This window comes from Ectothiorhodospira shaposhnikovii (assembly GCF_016584105.1).
Classification (GTDB): domain Bacteria; phylum Pseudomonadota; class Gammaproteobacteria; order Ectothiorhodospirales; family Ectothiorhodospiraceae; genus Ectothiorhodospira; species Ectothiorhodospira shaposhnikovii.
The window spans coordinates 13,156-29,076 of sequence record NZ_NRSM01000020.1 but is presented as its reverse complement, the minus strand read 5'-3'; the positions used below and the strand labels follow the sequence as shown (position 1 = coordinate 29,076).

At 62.2% G+C, this 15,921-nt stretch carries 9 protein-coding genes; 5 read left to right on the top strand and 4 right to left on the bottom strand.

The window, feature by feature from the left end; genetic code table 11:
* The first annotated feature begins 131 nt into the window (after positions 1-131).
* Positions 132-3,584: an EAL domain-containing protein gene (locus tag CKO35_RS11920; protein ID WP_200176374.1), complete on the top strand. Its 3,453-nt coding sequence runs from the start codon at positions 132-134 to the stop codon at positions 3,582-3,584.
* Between the two features lie 276 nt (positions 3,585-3,860).
* On the top strand, positions 3,861-4,592 hold the full coding sequence (locus tag CKO35_RS11915; RefSeq protein WP_200176373.1) for a DUF4197 domain-containing protein: 732 nt from the start codon (positions 3,861-3,863) through the stop codon (positions 4,590-4,592).
* A gap of 20 nt (positions 4,593-4,612) precedes the next feature.
* On the opposite strand, the gene CKO35_RS11910 is transcribed toward CKO35_RS11915, so the two are convergent.
* On the bottom strand, positions 4,613-5,686 hold the full coding sequence (locus tag CKO35_RS11910; protein WP_200176372.1) for a tartrate dehydrogenase: 1,074 nt from the start codon (positions 5,684-5,686) through the stop codon (positions 4,613-4,615).
* A 134-nt stretch (positions 5,687-5,820) separates the two neighbouring features.
* Between CKO35_RS11910 and CKO35_RS11905 the strand changes: the two genes are divergently transcribed.
* The 3 genes from CKO35_RS11905 to hcp all read left to right on the top strand — a co-directional run bounded on the left by CKO35_RS11905 (position 5,821) and on the right by hcp (position 10,230).
* Positions 5,821-7,416, top strand: coding sequence for a mucoidy inhibitor MuiA family protein (locus CKO35_RS11905; protein WP_200176371.1), 1,596 nt, complete (start codon positions 5,821-5,823; stop codon positions 7,414-7,416).
* 3 nt (positions 7,417-7,419) lie between these two features.
* The gene (locus CKO35_RS11900; RefSeq protein ID WP_200176370.1) at positions 7,420-8,847 is read left to right on the top strand and encodes a DnaJ domain-containing protein; all 1,428 of its coding nucleotides are present in this window, start codon (positions 7,420-7,422) and stop codon (positions 8,845-8,847) included.
* 93 nt (positions 8,848-8,940) lie between these two features.
* The gene (hcp, locus tag CKO35_RS11895) at positions 8,941-10,230 is read left to right on the top strand and encodes a hydroxylamine reductase (RefSeq protein ID WP_200176369.1); all 1,290 of its coding nucleotides are present in this window, start codon (positions 8,941-8,943) and stop codon (positions 10,228-10,230) included.
* Positions 10,231-10,236: 6 nt separating this feature from the next.
* On the opposite strand, the gene CKO35_RS11890 is transcribed toward hcp, so the two are convergent.
* The 3 genes from CKO35_RS11890 to CKO35_RS11880 all read right to left on the bottom strand — a co-directional run bounded on the left by CKO35_RS11890 (position 10,237) and on the right by CKO35_RS11880 (position 15,881).
* Entirely contained in the window at positions 10,237-13,395 is a 3,159-nt protein-coding gene (locus CKO35_RS11890) for a PAS domain S-box protein (RefSeq protein ID WP_200176368.1), read from the bottom strand.
* Between the two features lie 16 nt (positions 13,396-13,411).
* Complete coding sequence (locus CKO35_RS11885; protein ID WP_200176367.1) at positions 13,412-14,503, bottom strand: HD domain-containing phosphohydrolase; 1,092 nt, start codon at positions 14,501-14,503, stop codon at positions 13,412-13,414.
* A 127-nt stretch (positions 14,504-14,630) separates the two neighbouring features.
* Complete coding sequence (locus CKO35_RS11880; protein WP_200176366.1) at positions 14,631-15,881, bottom strand: nuclease-related domain-containing protein; 1,251 nt, start codon at positions 15,879-15,881, stop codon at positions 14,631-14,633.
* Positions 15,882-15,921: the final 40 nt, after the last annotated feature.

Here is a 15,921-nt window from a genome sequence, read left to right as displayed (position 1 = left end):
GTTCCTAGTTCCAGAGGGGGGGGCGGAGTCTGTTCGGTTCGGGCATGCAGGCCGTCCGCATGCGGATTGATGCAATGATTTTGCGGATTCTTGAATTGACGGCGCATAAACTCAGGGGACTGATGGCTTCCATGCCCACAAGACGACAGCAAATCGTTGCGGTGATAGCACTGCCCACGATCCTGGCGCTGATACTCATGGGGCTGGTGCTGCGTTCCACCATGGACGAATGGTCGGTCCAGCGCTGGTCCACGGATCATGTGGCGCTGGCCACGGGGTTGGCCCGGCTGATGGATCAGGACATCAGCCGGGCTTCCGCCCTGCTGGAGCTGGCGGCCCAGGCACCGGAGCTATCCGGCCTGTGGCCTGAAACCTTGCCTGAGGGCCAGTATGCTCATGTCCCTCCATCCGTCCAGGATCAATGGCTGGAGCGACTCTATCGGCAGGGTGGATTTTCGGTGGTCTTCATACTGACGCCGGCAGGAGATTTTCATCGTCTGCACCCCTGGCCCATCCCCCTGCAACGTCACAATCTGGCGGATCGGGATTACTTTCGTGATGCCGTGCAAACACGCCGCCAGGTGGTTTCCGACAGCTTTCTGGGGTCAGACGGTCTCAGAGCCGTGGTCATCAACACCCCCATCAAAGGGCCTGACGGGGAGATTCGCCTGCATCTGGGTGGGGTGCTGCATCTTCAGCATCTTTCCAAATTATTGACACCGGAAAGGATAGCCCCATTTGCCGTTGCCACGGTGCTGGATCGCCAGGGCCTGCCCATTGCCGATACCCGGCCCGACTGGCTGGAAGGGGAAATCCCCCGGCCTCCCGAGGCCCATCCCATCCTGACCCTGCCCCGATTCTCCGAGGACCCGTCCAGGCCCCGTTCATCCGATGCCGGGGACTGGCTGAGTTTCGAGGCCGAGCTTGATCTGGGCTGGCATCTGCATCTGTTTCAGGCCCGGGACCGTGTGCGCCGCGACATTGCGCCACAGATCCTGCGCACCACGGCGCTGGCGTCCATCCTGGTGATTTTGCCCAGCCTGGTGGGTTTGTTCATGGCCATGCGTCTGGGCGGGCGGTGGCAGCGCGCGGAAAGGGCCTTGCTCGATGCCAATGCACATCTTGAATCCAGCGTGTTCCAAAGGACCGCGCAACTTCAGCAGTCGGAGGTTCGTTATCGGGCACTGTATGAATCCTCGCCGGATGCGGTGTTCATTCTGCGCGAGGGCGTCATTATCGATTGCAATCCGGCCACGCTGCATCTGTTCGGTGCCCGACAGAGGGACCAGATCATCGGGCAGTCGCCGGAGGCATTATCCCCCGAGCTTCAGCCCGATGGCGAATCCTCCTCCCTGTCAGTCCGTCGTCATCTTCACCTTGCCTTGCGGCAGGACCCCGTAAGCTTTGAATGGACCCACCGCCGGCTGGACGACGGCACCGGTTTCGTGGTGGATGTACTGATCAATCGCCTTGATATCGGCGAACAATCCCTGCTGCAGGTCACGGCGCGGGACATCTCCGAGCGCAAGCGCACCGAGGCCCAGCTGATTCTGGCGGCCAGTGTGTTCGAAAACGCCCGCGAAGGGATTCTCATCACTGATGGCAGTGCCCGGATCGTGGAGGTGAACCAGACATTTTGCGATATCACCGGCTATTCCCGAGCGGAAGTGATCGGTCGTAATCCTTCTCTTCTCAAGTCCGGCATACACGATGTGTCCTTCTTTCGAAAGATGTGGAATGCCCTGGCCACCCAGGGCTGCTGGCACGGGGAGATCTGCAATCGTCGCAAGGACGGCAGCCTGTTCATGGCCTTGACCACCATCAGCACTGTGCCGGGGGGCAAGACGGAAGATCCGTCACATTTTGTCGGCATGTTCTCCGACATCACCCAACAAAAGGAGGATCAGTGGCGTTTGGAGCATTTGGCTCACTATGATCCTGTGACGGATCTGCCCAACCGGGTGCTGCTCTCGGATCGTCTGCAGCAATACATGGCCCGCGCCCGACGTTCCGACAGCGCCTTTACTTTGGCCTACATTGATCTGGACGGTTTCAAGGCCATCAATGACCGCTACGGACATGATTTGGGAGATCGCCTTCTGCAGGAGGTGGCGAAACACATTCAAGTGGTCATGGGTGATGGTGATACCCTGGCGCGTCTGGGAGGGGATGAATTTGTCGCCGTGCTCGAAACTGATTTGGTGGAGGCCACCGGACAATTGTCCGTGACGGATCGGCTGCTGGAGGCGATTGCCGAACCTGTCTGCATAGACGGTTTTCTGCTCAAGGTGACCGGCAGCATTGGTCTGACCTGTTATCCCCAAGCCGATGAGGTAGGCCCGGATCAACTGATCCGGCAGGCGGATCAGGCGATGTACCAGGCAAAGCTTGCGGGCAAGAACCGTTACCACGTCTTTGATGCCGAACAGGACAGAACCCTGCGCGGACTGCATGAAACCCATGAGCGCATCGCTCTGGGCATTGTTCAGGAAGAGTTCGTGCTGCATTACCAGCCCAAGGTCAACATGCGCACGGGAGAAATTCTTGGGATGGAGGCCTTGGTCCGCTGGCAGCATCCCGAGCGGGGGTTGCTGCAGCCTTTCGTGTTCCTGTCCGTAATAGAAAGTCACCCGCTGGAAGCCCGGCTGGGACGCTGGGTGCTGGATGCGGCGCTGGGGCAGGTGGAACGCTGGCGGGCACAGGGCATCGATCTGAGGATAAGCGTCAATGTTTCCCCCTGGCACCTGCAGCATCCGGATTTCGTCAGTGAACTTAAGTTGTTGCTGGCGGACCATCCCGATGCACCACCTCATTTGCTGGAACTGGAAGTCCTGGAAACCAGCGCCCTGACGGATATCGGTCGTGTGTCCCAGGTGATCGGGGCCTGCGTCGCATTGGGTATTGGTTTTGCGCTGGATGACTTCGGTACCGGGTATTCCTCCCTGACCTACCTCAAGCGGGTACCGACGGATGTGGTGAAGATCGACCAGAGCTTTGTTCGTGACATGCTCCATGACACCGATGATCTGGCCATCCTTGAGGGTATTCTCGGTCTGGCTCAGGCCTTCAAGCGCACGCCCATCGCCGAAGGGGTGGAATCGATCGCCCACGGGGAGCTGCTGTTGCAGTTGGGGTGTGAGCTGGGACAGGGATATGGCATTGCCCGTCCCATGCCGTCGGATCAGGTTCTTGGCTGGATGGAGCAGTGGCATCCTCCATCGGAGTGGTCGGCCACCTTGCCGCTGACGGGTGAACGGCATCAGGTAGTGTATGGCATGGTGGCCCATCGGGCCTGGATGAGGAGTCTTGAAGAAGTGCTGGAAGGTCGCTGCGTCTTCCCGTCACCGCTTGAGCTGGAGCATTGCTTTTTCTGTCGCTGGCTGGAGGAAGCCAGCCAGATATGGCCTGATGACTCTGATTCACCTCTTGCGCCGGTACGGGCCCTGCACGACGAGATCCACCAGCTGGCGAGGAACATGGTGCATACCAAGGATCAGGCAATGTTGCGGGATACCCATGGGACCCTGGTTCGCAAAAGCGAAGCGATGCTGTCTCTTCTGTCTGAGTTTCTGCGTTCAGGTTAGCGTTAACGTGAAAGAACCCGGTTCAGCCACGGACATGCCCTTCTTCCCTTGGGAAGAAGGGGGCTTGAAGCTGCGGGAAGAAATGGCCTTCCGGTTGCCGTCACTCCCGCGAAAGCGGGAGTCCGGAAGATTCGACGGTCTTTCCCTGGATTCCCGCCTGCGCGGGAATGACACGGGATCGGTGCTTGCTCTGCAGTGCCACTATACTTTCGTGGTATTCCGGCCGAATCCTTTGGCGGCATTATCGCCGGGACCACAACAGAAGGGAGATATTCGATGTTGAAAATTCAATCTCTGGGGGGGATCGTTGTCCTGCTACTGTCCCTGTGTGTGCCGATCCACGCCCAGGCCGACTGGGGTGAGCGTCTGCGCGGTGCCTTGTCGGGCAATAATGGCGCTCAGGCCTCGGCATCGGGACAGGAGGCGGGCCTCAGGGATTTGCTCAGCACCAGCAGCGACCATGCGGTTTCCATGGCCGGGCAACAGGGTGGATTCCTGGACAACCCCGGGATCCGGATTCCTTTGCCGGGCATCTTGAAGGATGCCCAGGGACTGCTCAGCCGTCTGGGCCTTTCGCAGCAACTGGATGATCTGGAGACCGCCATCAATGCGGCGGCGGAACGGGCCGCGCCGGCGGCACGCCCCATCCTGGCGGAAGCCGTCCGGGACCTGCGTTTCGAGGATGTGCAACCGATTCTGGGGGCGGCCGACGGGGCCACCCGCCATCTGCAGGATCGCCAGGGGGAGCGGGTCACCCAGGCCCTGCTGCCCGAAACCCGCCGCGCCCTGCAGGAGACCGGTGCCACCCAGGCCCTGTCCAGTCTCATCGACCGCATCGGCACCCGTCTGCCAGGGATATCGGCGTTGCAGGATTTCGATCTCGATACCTACGTGAACGACCGGACCGTGGCAGGCCTGTTCGATCTGATGGCCGAGCGCGAGGGTATGATCCGGGAGGATCCGGTGGGGCAGGGCGGCCAGATGCTCAGGGGATTGTTCGGGCGTTGACATGGCCATCCCGGGTCGGGTCAGCCCCCGATCCGGGCGGCGATTGCTTCGCCCAGGGTGCGGGTGTTGCCTTGCCCGCCGATGTCGGGGGTCAGCACACGGGGATCACCCTCGGTCAGCACCGCTTCAAAGGCCGTTACGATGGCCTGGGCCGCCGCCTGGTGGCCCAGGTGTTCCAGCATCATCGCCGCCGACCAGATCTGGCCGATGGGGTTGGCGATCCCCCGGCCGGCAATGTCCGGGGCACTGCCGTGCACGGGCTCGAACAGGCTGGGGAAGGTGCCGTCGGGATTGATGTTGGCCGACGGGGCCACGCCGATGGTGCCGGCACAGGCCGGTCCCAGGTCGGAGAGGATGTCGCCGAACAGGTTGCTGGCCACCACCACGTCGAACCAGTCGGGGTGGAGCACGAAGTTGGCGGTGAGGATGTCGATGTGGTACTGGTCCACCGTCACCTCCGGATAGTGCCCGGCCATGGCCTTCACCCGCTCGTCCCAGTAGGGCATGGTGATGGAAATCCCGTTGGACTTGGTGGCGGAAGTCAGTTTCCGGCGGGAGCGGCGGTTCGCCAGTTCAAAGGCATACCGCAATACCCGGTCGATGCCGATCCGGGTCATCACCGTTTCCTGGATCACCACCTCCCGCTCGGTGCCCTCGAACATGCGGCCGCCGATGCTGGAATATTCGCCTTCGGTATTTTCCCGCACCACGTAGAAATCCATGTCGCCGGGGCCGCGGCCAGCCAGGGGACTGCGGATGCCGGGCAGCAGCTTGCAGGGGCGCAGGTTGATGTACTGGTCGAAGGCGCGGCGGAACTGCAGCAGGGAACCCCACAGGGAGATGTGATCCGGTACCCGCGCCGGATCGCCCACGGCACCGAAGAAGATGGCGTCAAAGCCCTTGAGCTGGTCGAACCAGTCTTCGGGCAGCATGCGGCCGTGGGCCAGGTAGTAGTCGCAGCAGGCGAAGTCGAAATGGGTGTAATTCAGGTCGATGCCGAAGCGTCGGGCCGCGGCTTCCAGGGCGCGCAGGCCCTCGGGCATGACTTCATTGCCGATACCGTCACCGGGGATGACGGCGATTGAATGTGACATATAGAGACTCCAGTTGCCGTGCCTGCCCTGGCCGGATCAGTGAGTAATGGTGCAACGCACCCGGATCTGGCATATCGTATCGCCTGAATCCACGATTGTGTCATGGCTGCACGCCTTTTCGGAGATCGTTTCTCATGTACAGGTTCAGGATGTCGCTGCCCTTGCTGTTCACCGCCCTCTCCGGCACCGCCTGGGCGGGTCAGGTGGTGGAAGTCACCGTGTTCCCCAACCAGGCCGGTGTGGTGATGGAACACGCGGCCAGCCTGAATGCCGGGCAGGGCGTGATCACCGTGGACCGGTTGCCCGCCGATCTTGACACGGCCAGCCTTCGGGTCAGTGCCCGGGGGCCCGACGGCCTGATGCTGGGCACCCTGGAAACCCGGGTGGTGCATGGCCGTGATCTGGCCCATCCCGCCGAGCAGGCACTGGCGGAAAAATTACAGGCACTGGAAGATCGCAAGCGGGGCATCACCGACGAGATCCGCGCCGGCGAGATCCAGTTGCGTCTGGTGGAGCGGATGGGCCAGGCCTCACAGCCGGGAGAGCCGGGCCTGAACCCGGAGCAGTGGCCGCGCGCCTGGCAGGTGGTGGGAGAAGGTGCCCTGGATATCCTGCGTGCCATCCAGAACCGCGAGCAGACCCTGCGGGAAGTGGAGGCGGACATCCAGCGTATCCGTGACGAACTGGAGGGTATGCAACGGGGGCGTCGAGACACGTTGGAGGCCCGGGTGCATTATCAGAGTCCCGTGGCGGGAGAGGCCACCCTGACCCTGGAATACCGGGTGCGTCATGCCGGCTGGCGCCCCCTTTATGAGGCCCGCCTGGATACCGCCACCGGCGAGCTGCGTCTGGTACAGCGTGCGGAGCTGCAACAGAACACCGGTCAGGACTGGAATGACGTGATCCTGCGGCTGTCCACCGCTCGCCCCGAACTGGGCGGCTGGCTGCCGGAATTGCAGCCCTGGTATGTGGACGTGGCCAAGCCGACGCCGGCACCCACGGTGCGACGTGCCCAGGAAGCGGCCATGGATGCCCTGATGTCCATGGCCCCGGCACCGAAAATGATGGCAGGGGAACAGGTGGCCGACCTGGAAGCGGCACAGTTCAGTGCCCTGTACCGGATCGCAGGTCCGGTCACCATCCCTTCGGACAACCAGCCCCATCGCCATGCCCTGGCGGAGCATCAACTGGAAGCCACCCTGTCGGCCCGGGCCGTGCCCCGGCTGATGCCCCATGCCTACCTGTTTGCGGAAACCACTTTCGAGGGGGAAGCCCCGCTGCCTGCCGGGCAGGTGAACCTGTTCCAGGACGGCACCCTGGTGGGTCAGGTGCCGCTGGCGGCCCTGCAGCCCGGCAGTCCGTTGCGCCTGGCCTTCGGCGTGGATGAGCGCATCGGCATCCGCTATGAACTGGATCGGGACAGCCGTGGCCAGGAGGGGCTGATCCGGCGCCAGCAGCGGCTTGAGCGGGCCTACCTGATCTCGGTGCATAATGCCCATCCCCGGCCGGTGGAAGTCACTGTGCTGGATCAGCTTCCGGTGGCCCGGGACGAGCGCATCAAGGTGGAACTGGACAGCCGCGCCACCCCGCCCAGCGAGCGGAACGTGGATGGCAAGCGGGGGGTGCTGGCCTGGCACCAGTCCATGGAGGCGGATGCCCGGACCCGGATCCGCTTTGCCTATACCCTGACCTGGCCGGAGGACGTGGAGGACATCATTGGATTGCGCTGAACCATGAAGCGGTTAAGAACCCATTACGAAAATCTGCAGGTCACCGAGAATGCAAGTCCCGAGGTGATCCGGGGGGCCTACAAGTTCCTGTCCCAGAAGTGGCATCCGGACAAGAACCAGCATCAGCGGGAGAAGGCGGAACGGATCACCAAGATCATCAACGACGCCTACACGGTGCTGTCCGATCCCGAGCGACGCCGGGAGCACGATACCTGGATCGCCAACCAGCGCTACGCTCGCGGATTTCAGCCACCGGAACCGGCGGTCAGGCCCAACCCTGCCCGCCGGTATGCCTACCAGTATTCCTACGCCCTGATGCCCGCCCCGGTGGGGCGGGGCGAGCGCTTCATTGACCTGGGTGACGGCACCGTGATGGACATGAAGACGGGGCTGCAGTGGTTCGTCCACTCCGTGGGGGAGTCCTGGAGCGGCGGCACGGTATACGGCAGCCCGGATGTCTTTTCCGCCGAGTCGGCCATGGTGCGTCTGCAACATTTCAACGGCAACGGCAACGGCTACGCGGGTTTCCGGGACTGGCGCATACCCAGCAAGAAGGAACTCAAATCCCTCTATGCCCGCAGCCTTGTCTCATTCCGGCGTGGGTTGGATGAGTCCGTCTTTTCACGGGATTACAAGGCACCCTACTGGACCCTTCACGATAATCCCTGGCTCTACGAAGGCAGACCCAGGGTGGTTTCTCTGAGCACGAACAATTCTTCCAGCGATTCCGACGAACCCTTCGGTCGGCTGCGCTGGGTGAGGGGGCCCGACACGGCGCTCCTGATCGAGTTGCTGCACCAGATGGCCCGGGAAAACATGAATCAGCGTGTCTTCGACAAGGCCATGGGACATCTTCAGGCCGCATTGAAGCTGACGACGGAGCCGGGACGGGTGGAGCCCGGTAATCTCATGGTCATTTTGCGTGACCTGGCGGTGACCTGTTTCGAGATCCGGGATCATGAGGCAGCGGAAGGCTGGCTGCTCAAGGTGCTGGAAAAAAAACAGCAGGAATACGGTTACACCCATATGGAGGTGTTCAACACCCTGGTGGATCTGGCCGCACTGCAAAAGTCCACCGACCGTCTGCCACAGGCCCGGGACACCCTGCTGGAAGCCTATGACCTGCTGTCCGGTCTGGATGAGTATGATCAGGCCGCCCAGCTGGGTGTGCTCTACGACTTGCTGGTGCTGCTGATCTGGAGCCGGGATTTTGCCCGCGCCGAAGCCCTGATGACCGACTATGTGGAAGGGCTTGGGGACGAAGGTTTCACCGCACTGCCCGAACGCACCATCCTCATGTTCCTGGTGCTGGGGTTGCTGCGGGAAACCATGGGACAGGGAGACAGCGCGGCGGATCTGTATCGCCTGTTCCTGCGCATGGCCCCGCCGCCCCTGGCGTCGGCGGGGGACTTCAAGCGGGTGGGGGGATAAGCCACCGGACCGCCTTGACTCGGATCAAGGCCGGTCCACCGTCCCGTTGCCGATACTGCGCCCACATCTTCAGATCCCTCCAGGAGCGCAGACATGAATTGCAACCAGTGCGAACAGACTTTCCGCCAGACCGCCTGCGTCAGCTCGCCGGGCACCTGCGGCAAGGACGAGAACATGCACTCCCTGCAGGAGTTGCTGCTCTACGGCCTCAAGGGCATGGCCGCCTATGCCCACCATGCCCGCCGTCTTGGCCAGTCCGATCCGGACGTGGCCGCCTTCATGGAGGAAGCCCTGTTTGCCACCATGACCAACGTCAACTTCAACATGGACAGCCTGCTGGCGCTGTGCATGCGCTGCGGCGAGATGAACCTGAAGGTGATGGAGATGCTGGATCGGGGCCATGTGGAGACCTTCGGCCAGCCCGCCCCGGCCACCGTCAGACACGGCACGGTGGCCGGCCCCGGCATCCTGGTGACCGGCCATGACCTGCTGGATCTGTGGAATCTGCTCAAGCAGGTGGAAGGCACCGACATCATGGTCTACACCCACGGCGAGATGCTGCCGGCGCACATGTATCCCAGGCTTCATCGGCATCCGAACCTGGCCGGCAACTTCGGCGGCGCCTGGCAGGATCAGAAGCGGGAGTTTGCCCAGTTCCCCGGCGCCATCCTGGCCACCACCAACTGCGTGCTGATCCCGCCGGAAAGTTATCGGGATCGCCTGTTCACCACCCGGGCCACGGCGGTGCCCCAGGGGCAGTGCATCGAGGGTGACGATTTCTCCGCCGTGATCGAGGCCGCCCGGCGCTGCGCCCCTTGCCCCGATGCCGTGACCGGTGAGTCGGTGGTGGGTTTCCATCACAGTGTGCTGCTGGCCCATGCCGAGACCCTGCTCGACGCGGTCAAGGCCGGTCAGATCCGTCGCTTCTTCGTCATCGGCGGCTGCGACGGCGCGGCCAAGGGCCGCAACTACTTCAGCGACTACGCCGAGGCCACGCCCCAGGATACCTTCATCCTCACCCTGGGCTGCGGCAAATACCGCATCCGTGATCACGACTACGGCGAACATCTGGGGCTCCCCCGCCTGCTGGACATGGGGCAGTGCAATGACGCCTACGGCGCCATCCGGGTGGCCACCGCCCTGGCCCAGGCCATGAACTGCGGGGTGAATGAACTGCCGCTCACCCTGGTGATCAGCTGGTTCGAGCAGAAGGCGGTGGCGGTGCTGCTGACCCTGCTGAGCCTGGGGGTGAAGGGAATCACCCTGGGCCCGAATCCGCCGGCCTTCATCACCCCCGACGTGTTCCAGGTGCTGCGGGAACGGTTTGATCTGCGTCTGACCGGTGCTGATCCCCGCGGGGATGCGGCCCGTGCCGTGGCCTGAGAACGCCTAGCCACGCAGGCGTCGAAGGAGGTCCAGGGCCGCGGGGTAGTCGAAGCGTTCGATACATTCCCGCAGGTTCCGGGCCTCCGGCCCCAGATGTCTTTGGAGCCAGCCCTGGTAAGTCTCGTGGAGATCGGCCACGGCGGTGTCGTCGCTGCCCAGCAGCGACTCCATCTGGTTCAGCAGATTCCGGCCTTCTTGCGGTGACAGGTTGTCCAGACCGGTGTCCGTTCCGGGCATGGGTTCGGGATGGATGTTGGCTGCGCCGGTGTGTTCCTTGAGCCTTTCAATCTCCTCAGCCAGACGGTTGCACAGGTCGTGGGCTGTCAGTACACCACCGCCTGACTTTTCCAGTTTTTCCATGCGGCGGGCGATGACGGCAATGGGGCTGATTCCCAGATTGGCCGCTGCCCCTTTGATCGAGTGGGCGCGCTGGCGGAAGGTGTCCCATTCCCCTCGGTCGGCCAGGGCGCTCATCACCGCCGGATCGTCCTCATGGCACTGCAGGAATCTGGGCAGATGTTTCAGGTTCAGTCCCCGGTGGCCTGATCTATCCAGCAACCCCCTGGGCATGCGAGGCCCGTCCAGGGGGATTGATTCAGGGGCAACGCTCGCGGTGTCCTGAGCCGATGTCGCCATTGCCCTGGTTTCCGATCGCGCGTCTTTTTCGGATTCCAGCCACCGCCGCAATGCCTGATACAGGATTTCCGGTTCGACCGGTTTGGGGATGAAATCATTCATGCCGGCCTTGAGTGCGGCGCGACGGTCTTCCTCGAATACGTTGGCAGTCATGGCCAGGATGGGGACATCGGCCCCACCGGGCAGGGCACGGATACGACGGGTGGCCGTCAGACCATCCATGCCAGGCATATGCACGTCCATCAGGATCAGGTCGTAGTCCTCGACACCGGCCATGCTCAGGGCTTCGATGCCGTCCCGTGCCGTGTCCACCTTCAGGCCGACACGGTGCAGGAGTTCGGTGGCCACGTCCTGGTTGACCGGATTGTCCTCCGCCAGCAGGATCCGTTTCCCGGGAGGGAAACGGAATTGGCCTGTGTCGGGGGGGCAGGGAAAATGATCCTGGTTCTGCTCAGCCGGCGTGCTCTGTCCCCTGGTCAGATTGACTTCAAACCAGAACAGACTGCCCCGATCCGGCTTGCCATGCGCGCCCGCCTGACCTCCCATGAGTTCCGCCAGGCGACGGGTCACCACCAGTCCCAGTCCGGTACCACCATATTTCCGGGTGATGGAGGTATCCGCCTGTTCGAAGGGCTGGAACAGTTGATCCAGTCGGTCCGGATCAATACCGATGCCGTCATCCTCCACTTCGAAACGGACCCGCACCTGATCATCCTGCTGCGAGATCATGCGGGCTCGCAGGCGAATGGCGCCCTGATCGGTGAATTTCACCGCATTGCCCGCCAGATTGAGCAGGGCCTGACGCAACCGGGCAGGATCACCCCGCAGCCAGTTGGGCACGCCCTCGATGGTGGTTTCCAGATGAAGCCCCTTTGCAGCCGCGGCCTCTGAAATCACGGAACGGACATGGTCCAGCACGGCGGAAAGCTGGAAATCCCGTTGGTCCAGCAGGAACTTTCCCGCCTCGATCTTGGAGATGTCCAGGATGTCGCTGATGATCGAGAGCAGATGCCGGGCCGCCCCATCGACCTTGTCCAGCTTTTCCCTCTGCGGGGGCGTGACATCCCCGGTACGCAACAGGTGGACCAGCCCGGCGATGGCGTTGAGGGGGGTGCGGATCTCATGGGTCATGTTGGCCAGGAAGGTGCTCTTGGCCCGGTTGGCGGCCTCTGCCCGGCACCGTGCATCCTCCAGCTGGGCCGTGCGCTCGGATACCAGGCGTTCCAGTTGATGCCGGTGACGCTCCAGCTCCGCGGCAATGCGTGTTTTTTCGGTGATGTCTTCCTTGACAGCCACGTAATGGGTGATGGCGCCGTCGGGTTGACGCAGTGGGGCAACATGACCGAACTCGATGAATTCCGTGCCGTCCTTGCGACGGTTGTAAAATTCCCCTTTCCAGGGTTTGCCCTGGGTGAGGGCTTGCCACATGTCCTGGTAGTGTTTCAGCGGGGTCTTGCCGGATTTCAGGATGTTCGGGTTTCTGCCCAGAACTTCGTCCTCCCGATAGCCGCTGGTTTGCAGGAATGCATCGTTGACGTAGAGAATCCGTGCATCGAGGTCGGTGATGACGATGCTGTCCGGGCTCTGCTGGATGGCCAGAGAGAGCTGGCGCAGGTGATTTTCCGAGCGTCGACGCTGCACGATGTGCCAGATCTGCTCGGCGATCAGTTGCAGGGTTTCCTGGTCGATGTCCGTGTAGTCATCGGGCTTGTTTCCCACCGCGGCCAGCATCACCACGCGGCCGTGCTCAATCACCGGCACGGCCAGCATTCTTGAAAGGGGGGAATGGCCTTCCGGCAGGCCTTGTTTGCACGGGCAGCCTTCATAATCGTTGAGGACCACCGGCTTTTTCCGGCGGGCGGCATCAGCCCACAGGCCGGCCCGGCTCAAGGCATAGTGTGGCTCATGGTCCGCCTGGCAAAAATGGGCCAGTGTCCGCTCAGACCATGCGGCCATTTCAATCCGGTCGCCATCTTCGTGTACGAAATGGATGAAACCGATCCGGCTATCCGTCAGGTCTTCGGCCAGGTTTAGCGTTTGTTGCAGAAAACCGCCTTCATCAAGGGTTTCCGCGAGTTGGGGGAGTTCCAGCAGTGCAGTGGCACGACGGGCCATCAGACGCAGTGTCTGGGCGCTGCGGCGACGCTCGGTGATCTCCTCCGTCAGGATGATGATGCCCCCGATGCTGCCATCGCCATGGAACCACGGTCGCAACTCCCAGCGAAACCATTGTTCGGTACCGTCGTCGTGCGCGAAACAATCCTCCTCGACGCGAATGATCTCACCGGCCAGTCCGCGCTCATGGGCGCTTTTCCATGTTCTGAGGATCTCGGGAAAGACCTCGTAATGGCTGGCTCCGGGAACTTCCTTGTCACCCCGGCCATAGGTATCCCGCCAGCGTCGGCTGGTGGCCAGGTAGCGCATGTCCCGGTCGAACATGGCCAAGGCGGCGGGTGTATGCTCGATGAGCAGGTGCAGCAGTCCTTCACGTTCCCGCAGACGATCTTGTATGGAATGCCTGGTCACGATCGGACCCCATTGATCAACTGGTTAGCGGATCGGCATGCGTTCGGGCGACGCTGACGAACCGTTGAAAGTTGCCGAGGAAGGCATCGGTCACGTCGGGGTCGAAGTGCCGTCCGCGGGCATCACCGATGAAGTCCCGTGCCTGTGTCATGGGCAGTGCCGGTTTGTAGATCCTTGCCGAGGTCATGGCGTCGAAGACATCGGCCACCGTCATGATGCGGGCGGACAGGGGGATGTACTCTCCGGCCAGCCCGTCCGGATAGCCGCTGCCATCCCACCGTTCGTGGTGCCAGCGGGCGATCTCCTTGGCCAGGGTCAGAAAGGGGATCGGTTTTTTCACATCCGCCTCGGTTCGCTCGATGGCGTCGAAACCGAGCCGGGAGTGGGTCTTCATGATCACCCATTCCGCCTCGGTGAGAGGGCCGGGTTTGAGCAGGATGCTGTCAGGAATGCCGACCTTGCCGATGTCATGCAGGGGGGCGGATTTGGCCAGCAGATCAATGGTCGGGGGGGGGAGTGCAGCCCGGAAGCGGGGATGAGAGCGGAGTTGCTCCGCCAGCAGGCGGACATAGACCTGGGTGCGCAGTATGTGATTGCCGGTTTCCGGATCACGGGTTTCCGCCAGGTGCGCCAGGGCGCGGATACTCACCTGCTGGGCCATCTCGTTGTCCGCCATGCGGCGGGCAATCTCCGCCTCCAGATAGGCATTCTTGCTCTGCAGAAACTCGCGCGCCTGCTTGATGTCGATCTGACTGCGTACGCGAGCCAGCAGGATGGAGGGCTTGATGGGCTTGGTGATGTAGTCCCGGGCACCGCACTCCAGACCCCGTTCCTCATCCACGGTATCGCTCAGGGCCGTGAGAAAAATCACCGGGATATCCCGGGTATCCGGTTGAGCGCGCAGCACCTCAAGGACGTCATAACCGTCCATCCCGGGCATCACCACATCCAGCAGGATGAGATCGGGTCTTGGCTCGGATGCCGCCGCGCGCAGGGCCTGGTGGCCGGAATTCACCGCCCTGACCCGATAATCGGAACTCAGCAAACTTGTCAGGATCGACAGGTTTACAGGTTCATCATCCACGATCAGGACGGTGGGCTTGTCCACTGTATCGGGCTCTCGCGGGCGTTGAAGTCGGATTATATCCTTTTCACAGTTTATTTATTTATATTGTTGGGTTATAGCTTGTTGCCCTGGATGTCATAGTTGCAGGGATGATGGCACAGGCGGCGCTTCAAGGCTCCGGGTTCGGTGGGGATGAGTGGAACAGGGCCTCGATCGACGACCTGGGCCAGGAGAAGGAACGGTTGCCGCCGCGTCCCTTGGCCTTGCCCCCGATCTTGCGACCTGCCGGGGTCAGTTCCAGCTGATCCTTGCTGTTTCTTTTCAGCAGCCCCCTGGACTCCATGTCGGCAAGGAATTCGGGGGTTTTCATCTTCAGTGCCGCGGCAATCCGGGATGAGGGCTGCCGATCATCCTCTTCGGCGCCTTTGTCATCGGCCTGTCCGGTTTCCCCGACCTTGGCTGCCGGGGCACTGGAAGACTGGGGCGACTGCGCGTGACCGGCTTTCTTGCGCCGGGACTTGCGGGACTCCGGTTTCGAATCGGTCGCGGGGGTCGTGTGTGGTGTCGCTGCCCCGGTGGTCTCGGGGGGGGCAGCGGATCCGGTCGCTTCCGCGGGCTGTGCCTCATCATCCATCACATCGGTCTCGTCCCGCGCTTCCATGGGTACGGGAGCGGGCTGATCCAGATGCAGTCGCTGGAAATAATCCACCGGGGCAGGCTGGTGGCGGTCCGCCAGATCGAAGGCGATCCGCTCCAGGGTATTCAGGTCCACCCGATTGGTAGCCCTGCGTACAAGGGCCTTCACACCCTGGGTGAGGGGAGTCTTCATGCGCTGTTTGCTGTACCAGGGCAGGAAATCCCCCAGCTTGATGACGCGGGATTCATAAGTGGCCGGATCATCCAGTATGACCCGGTCATGGTCGTCCACCACCAGGCAGGTCTCGATGGGGTGGGCCAGGGAGATGCCCAGGCGCTTGGGCCACCAGCCTTCATCCAGGATCTGTCCCAGGATCAGGGCCTTTTCCGCCAACTCCGGAAATGGCTGCCTGACGGCCGTCAGCCAGCGACTGTTGTCCTCGGACCAGATGAGACTTTCCCCTTCCGCGTTGATGCGCAAGGATCCGCAGCCGATCAGGACGGAATCCACCAGGGTGATCTGCAGGTTGCGATTGATGAGAAGATGATCGATCTCCACCACCTGGTCTTCATGCTCAAGGCGCAGGTCATGCAGGATCACCACGTTCTCGTCGAGGGGGTCCATCTGCATCTCCAGCAGTTCCGCGAACATGTGGACGGATTCCCGTAACTGCAACTGCAGCAGCTCCCGATGAATCACGTCAGCGTGTTCGGGATGGGACTCCATCAGTTCATGAAGTGCCTCTGCATGGTGGGAAAGATCGTCAGGATGCTTGGTCAGCATGGTGAAACACCTTGGCCGCTATGGGTGAGTCCCGGCTGGA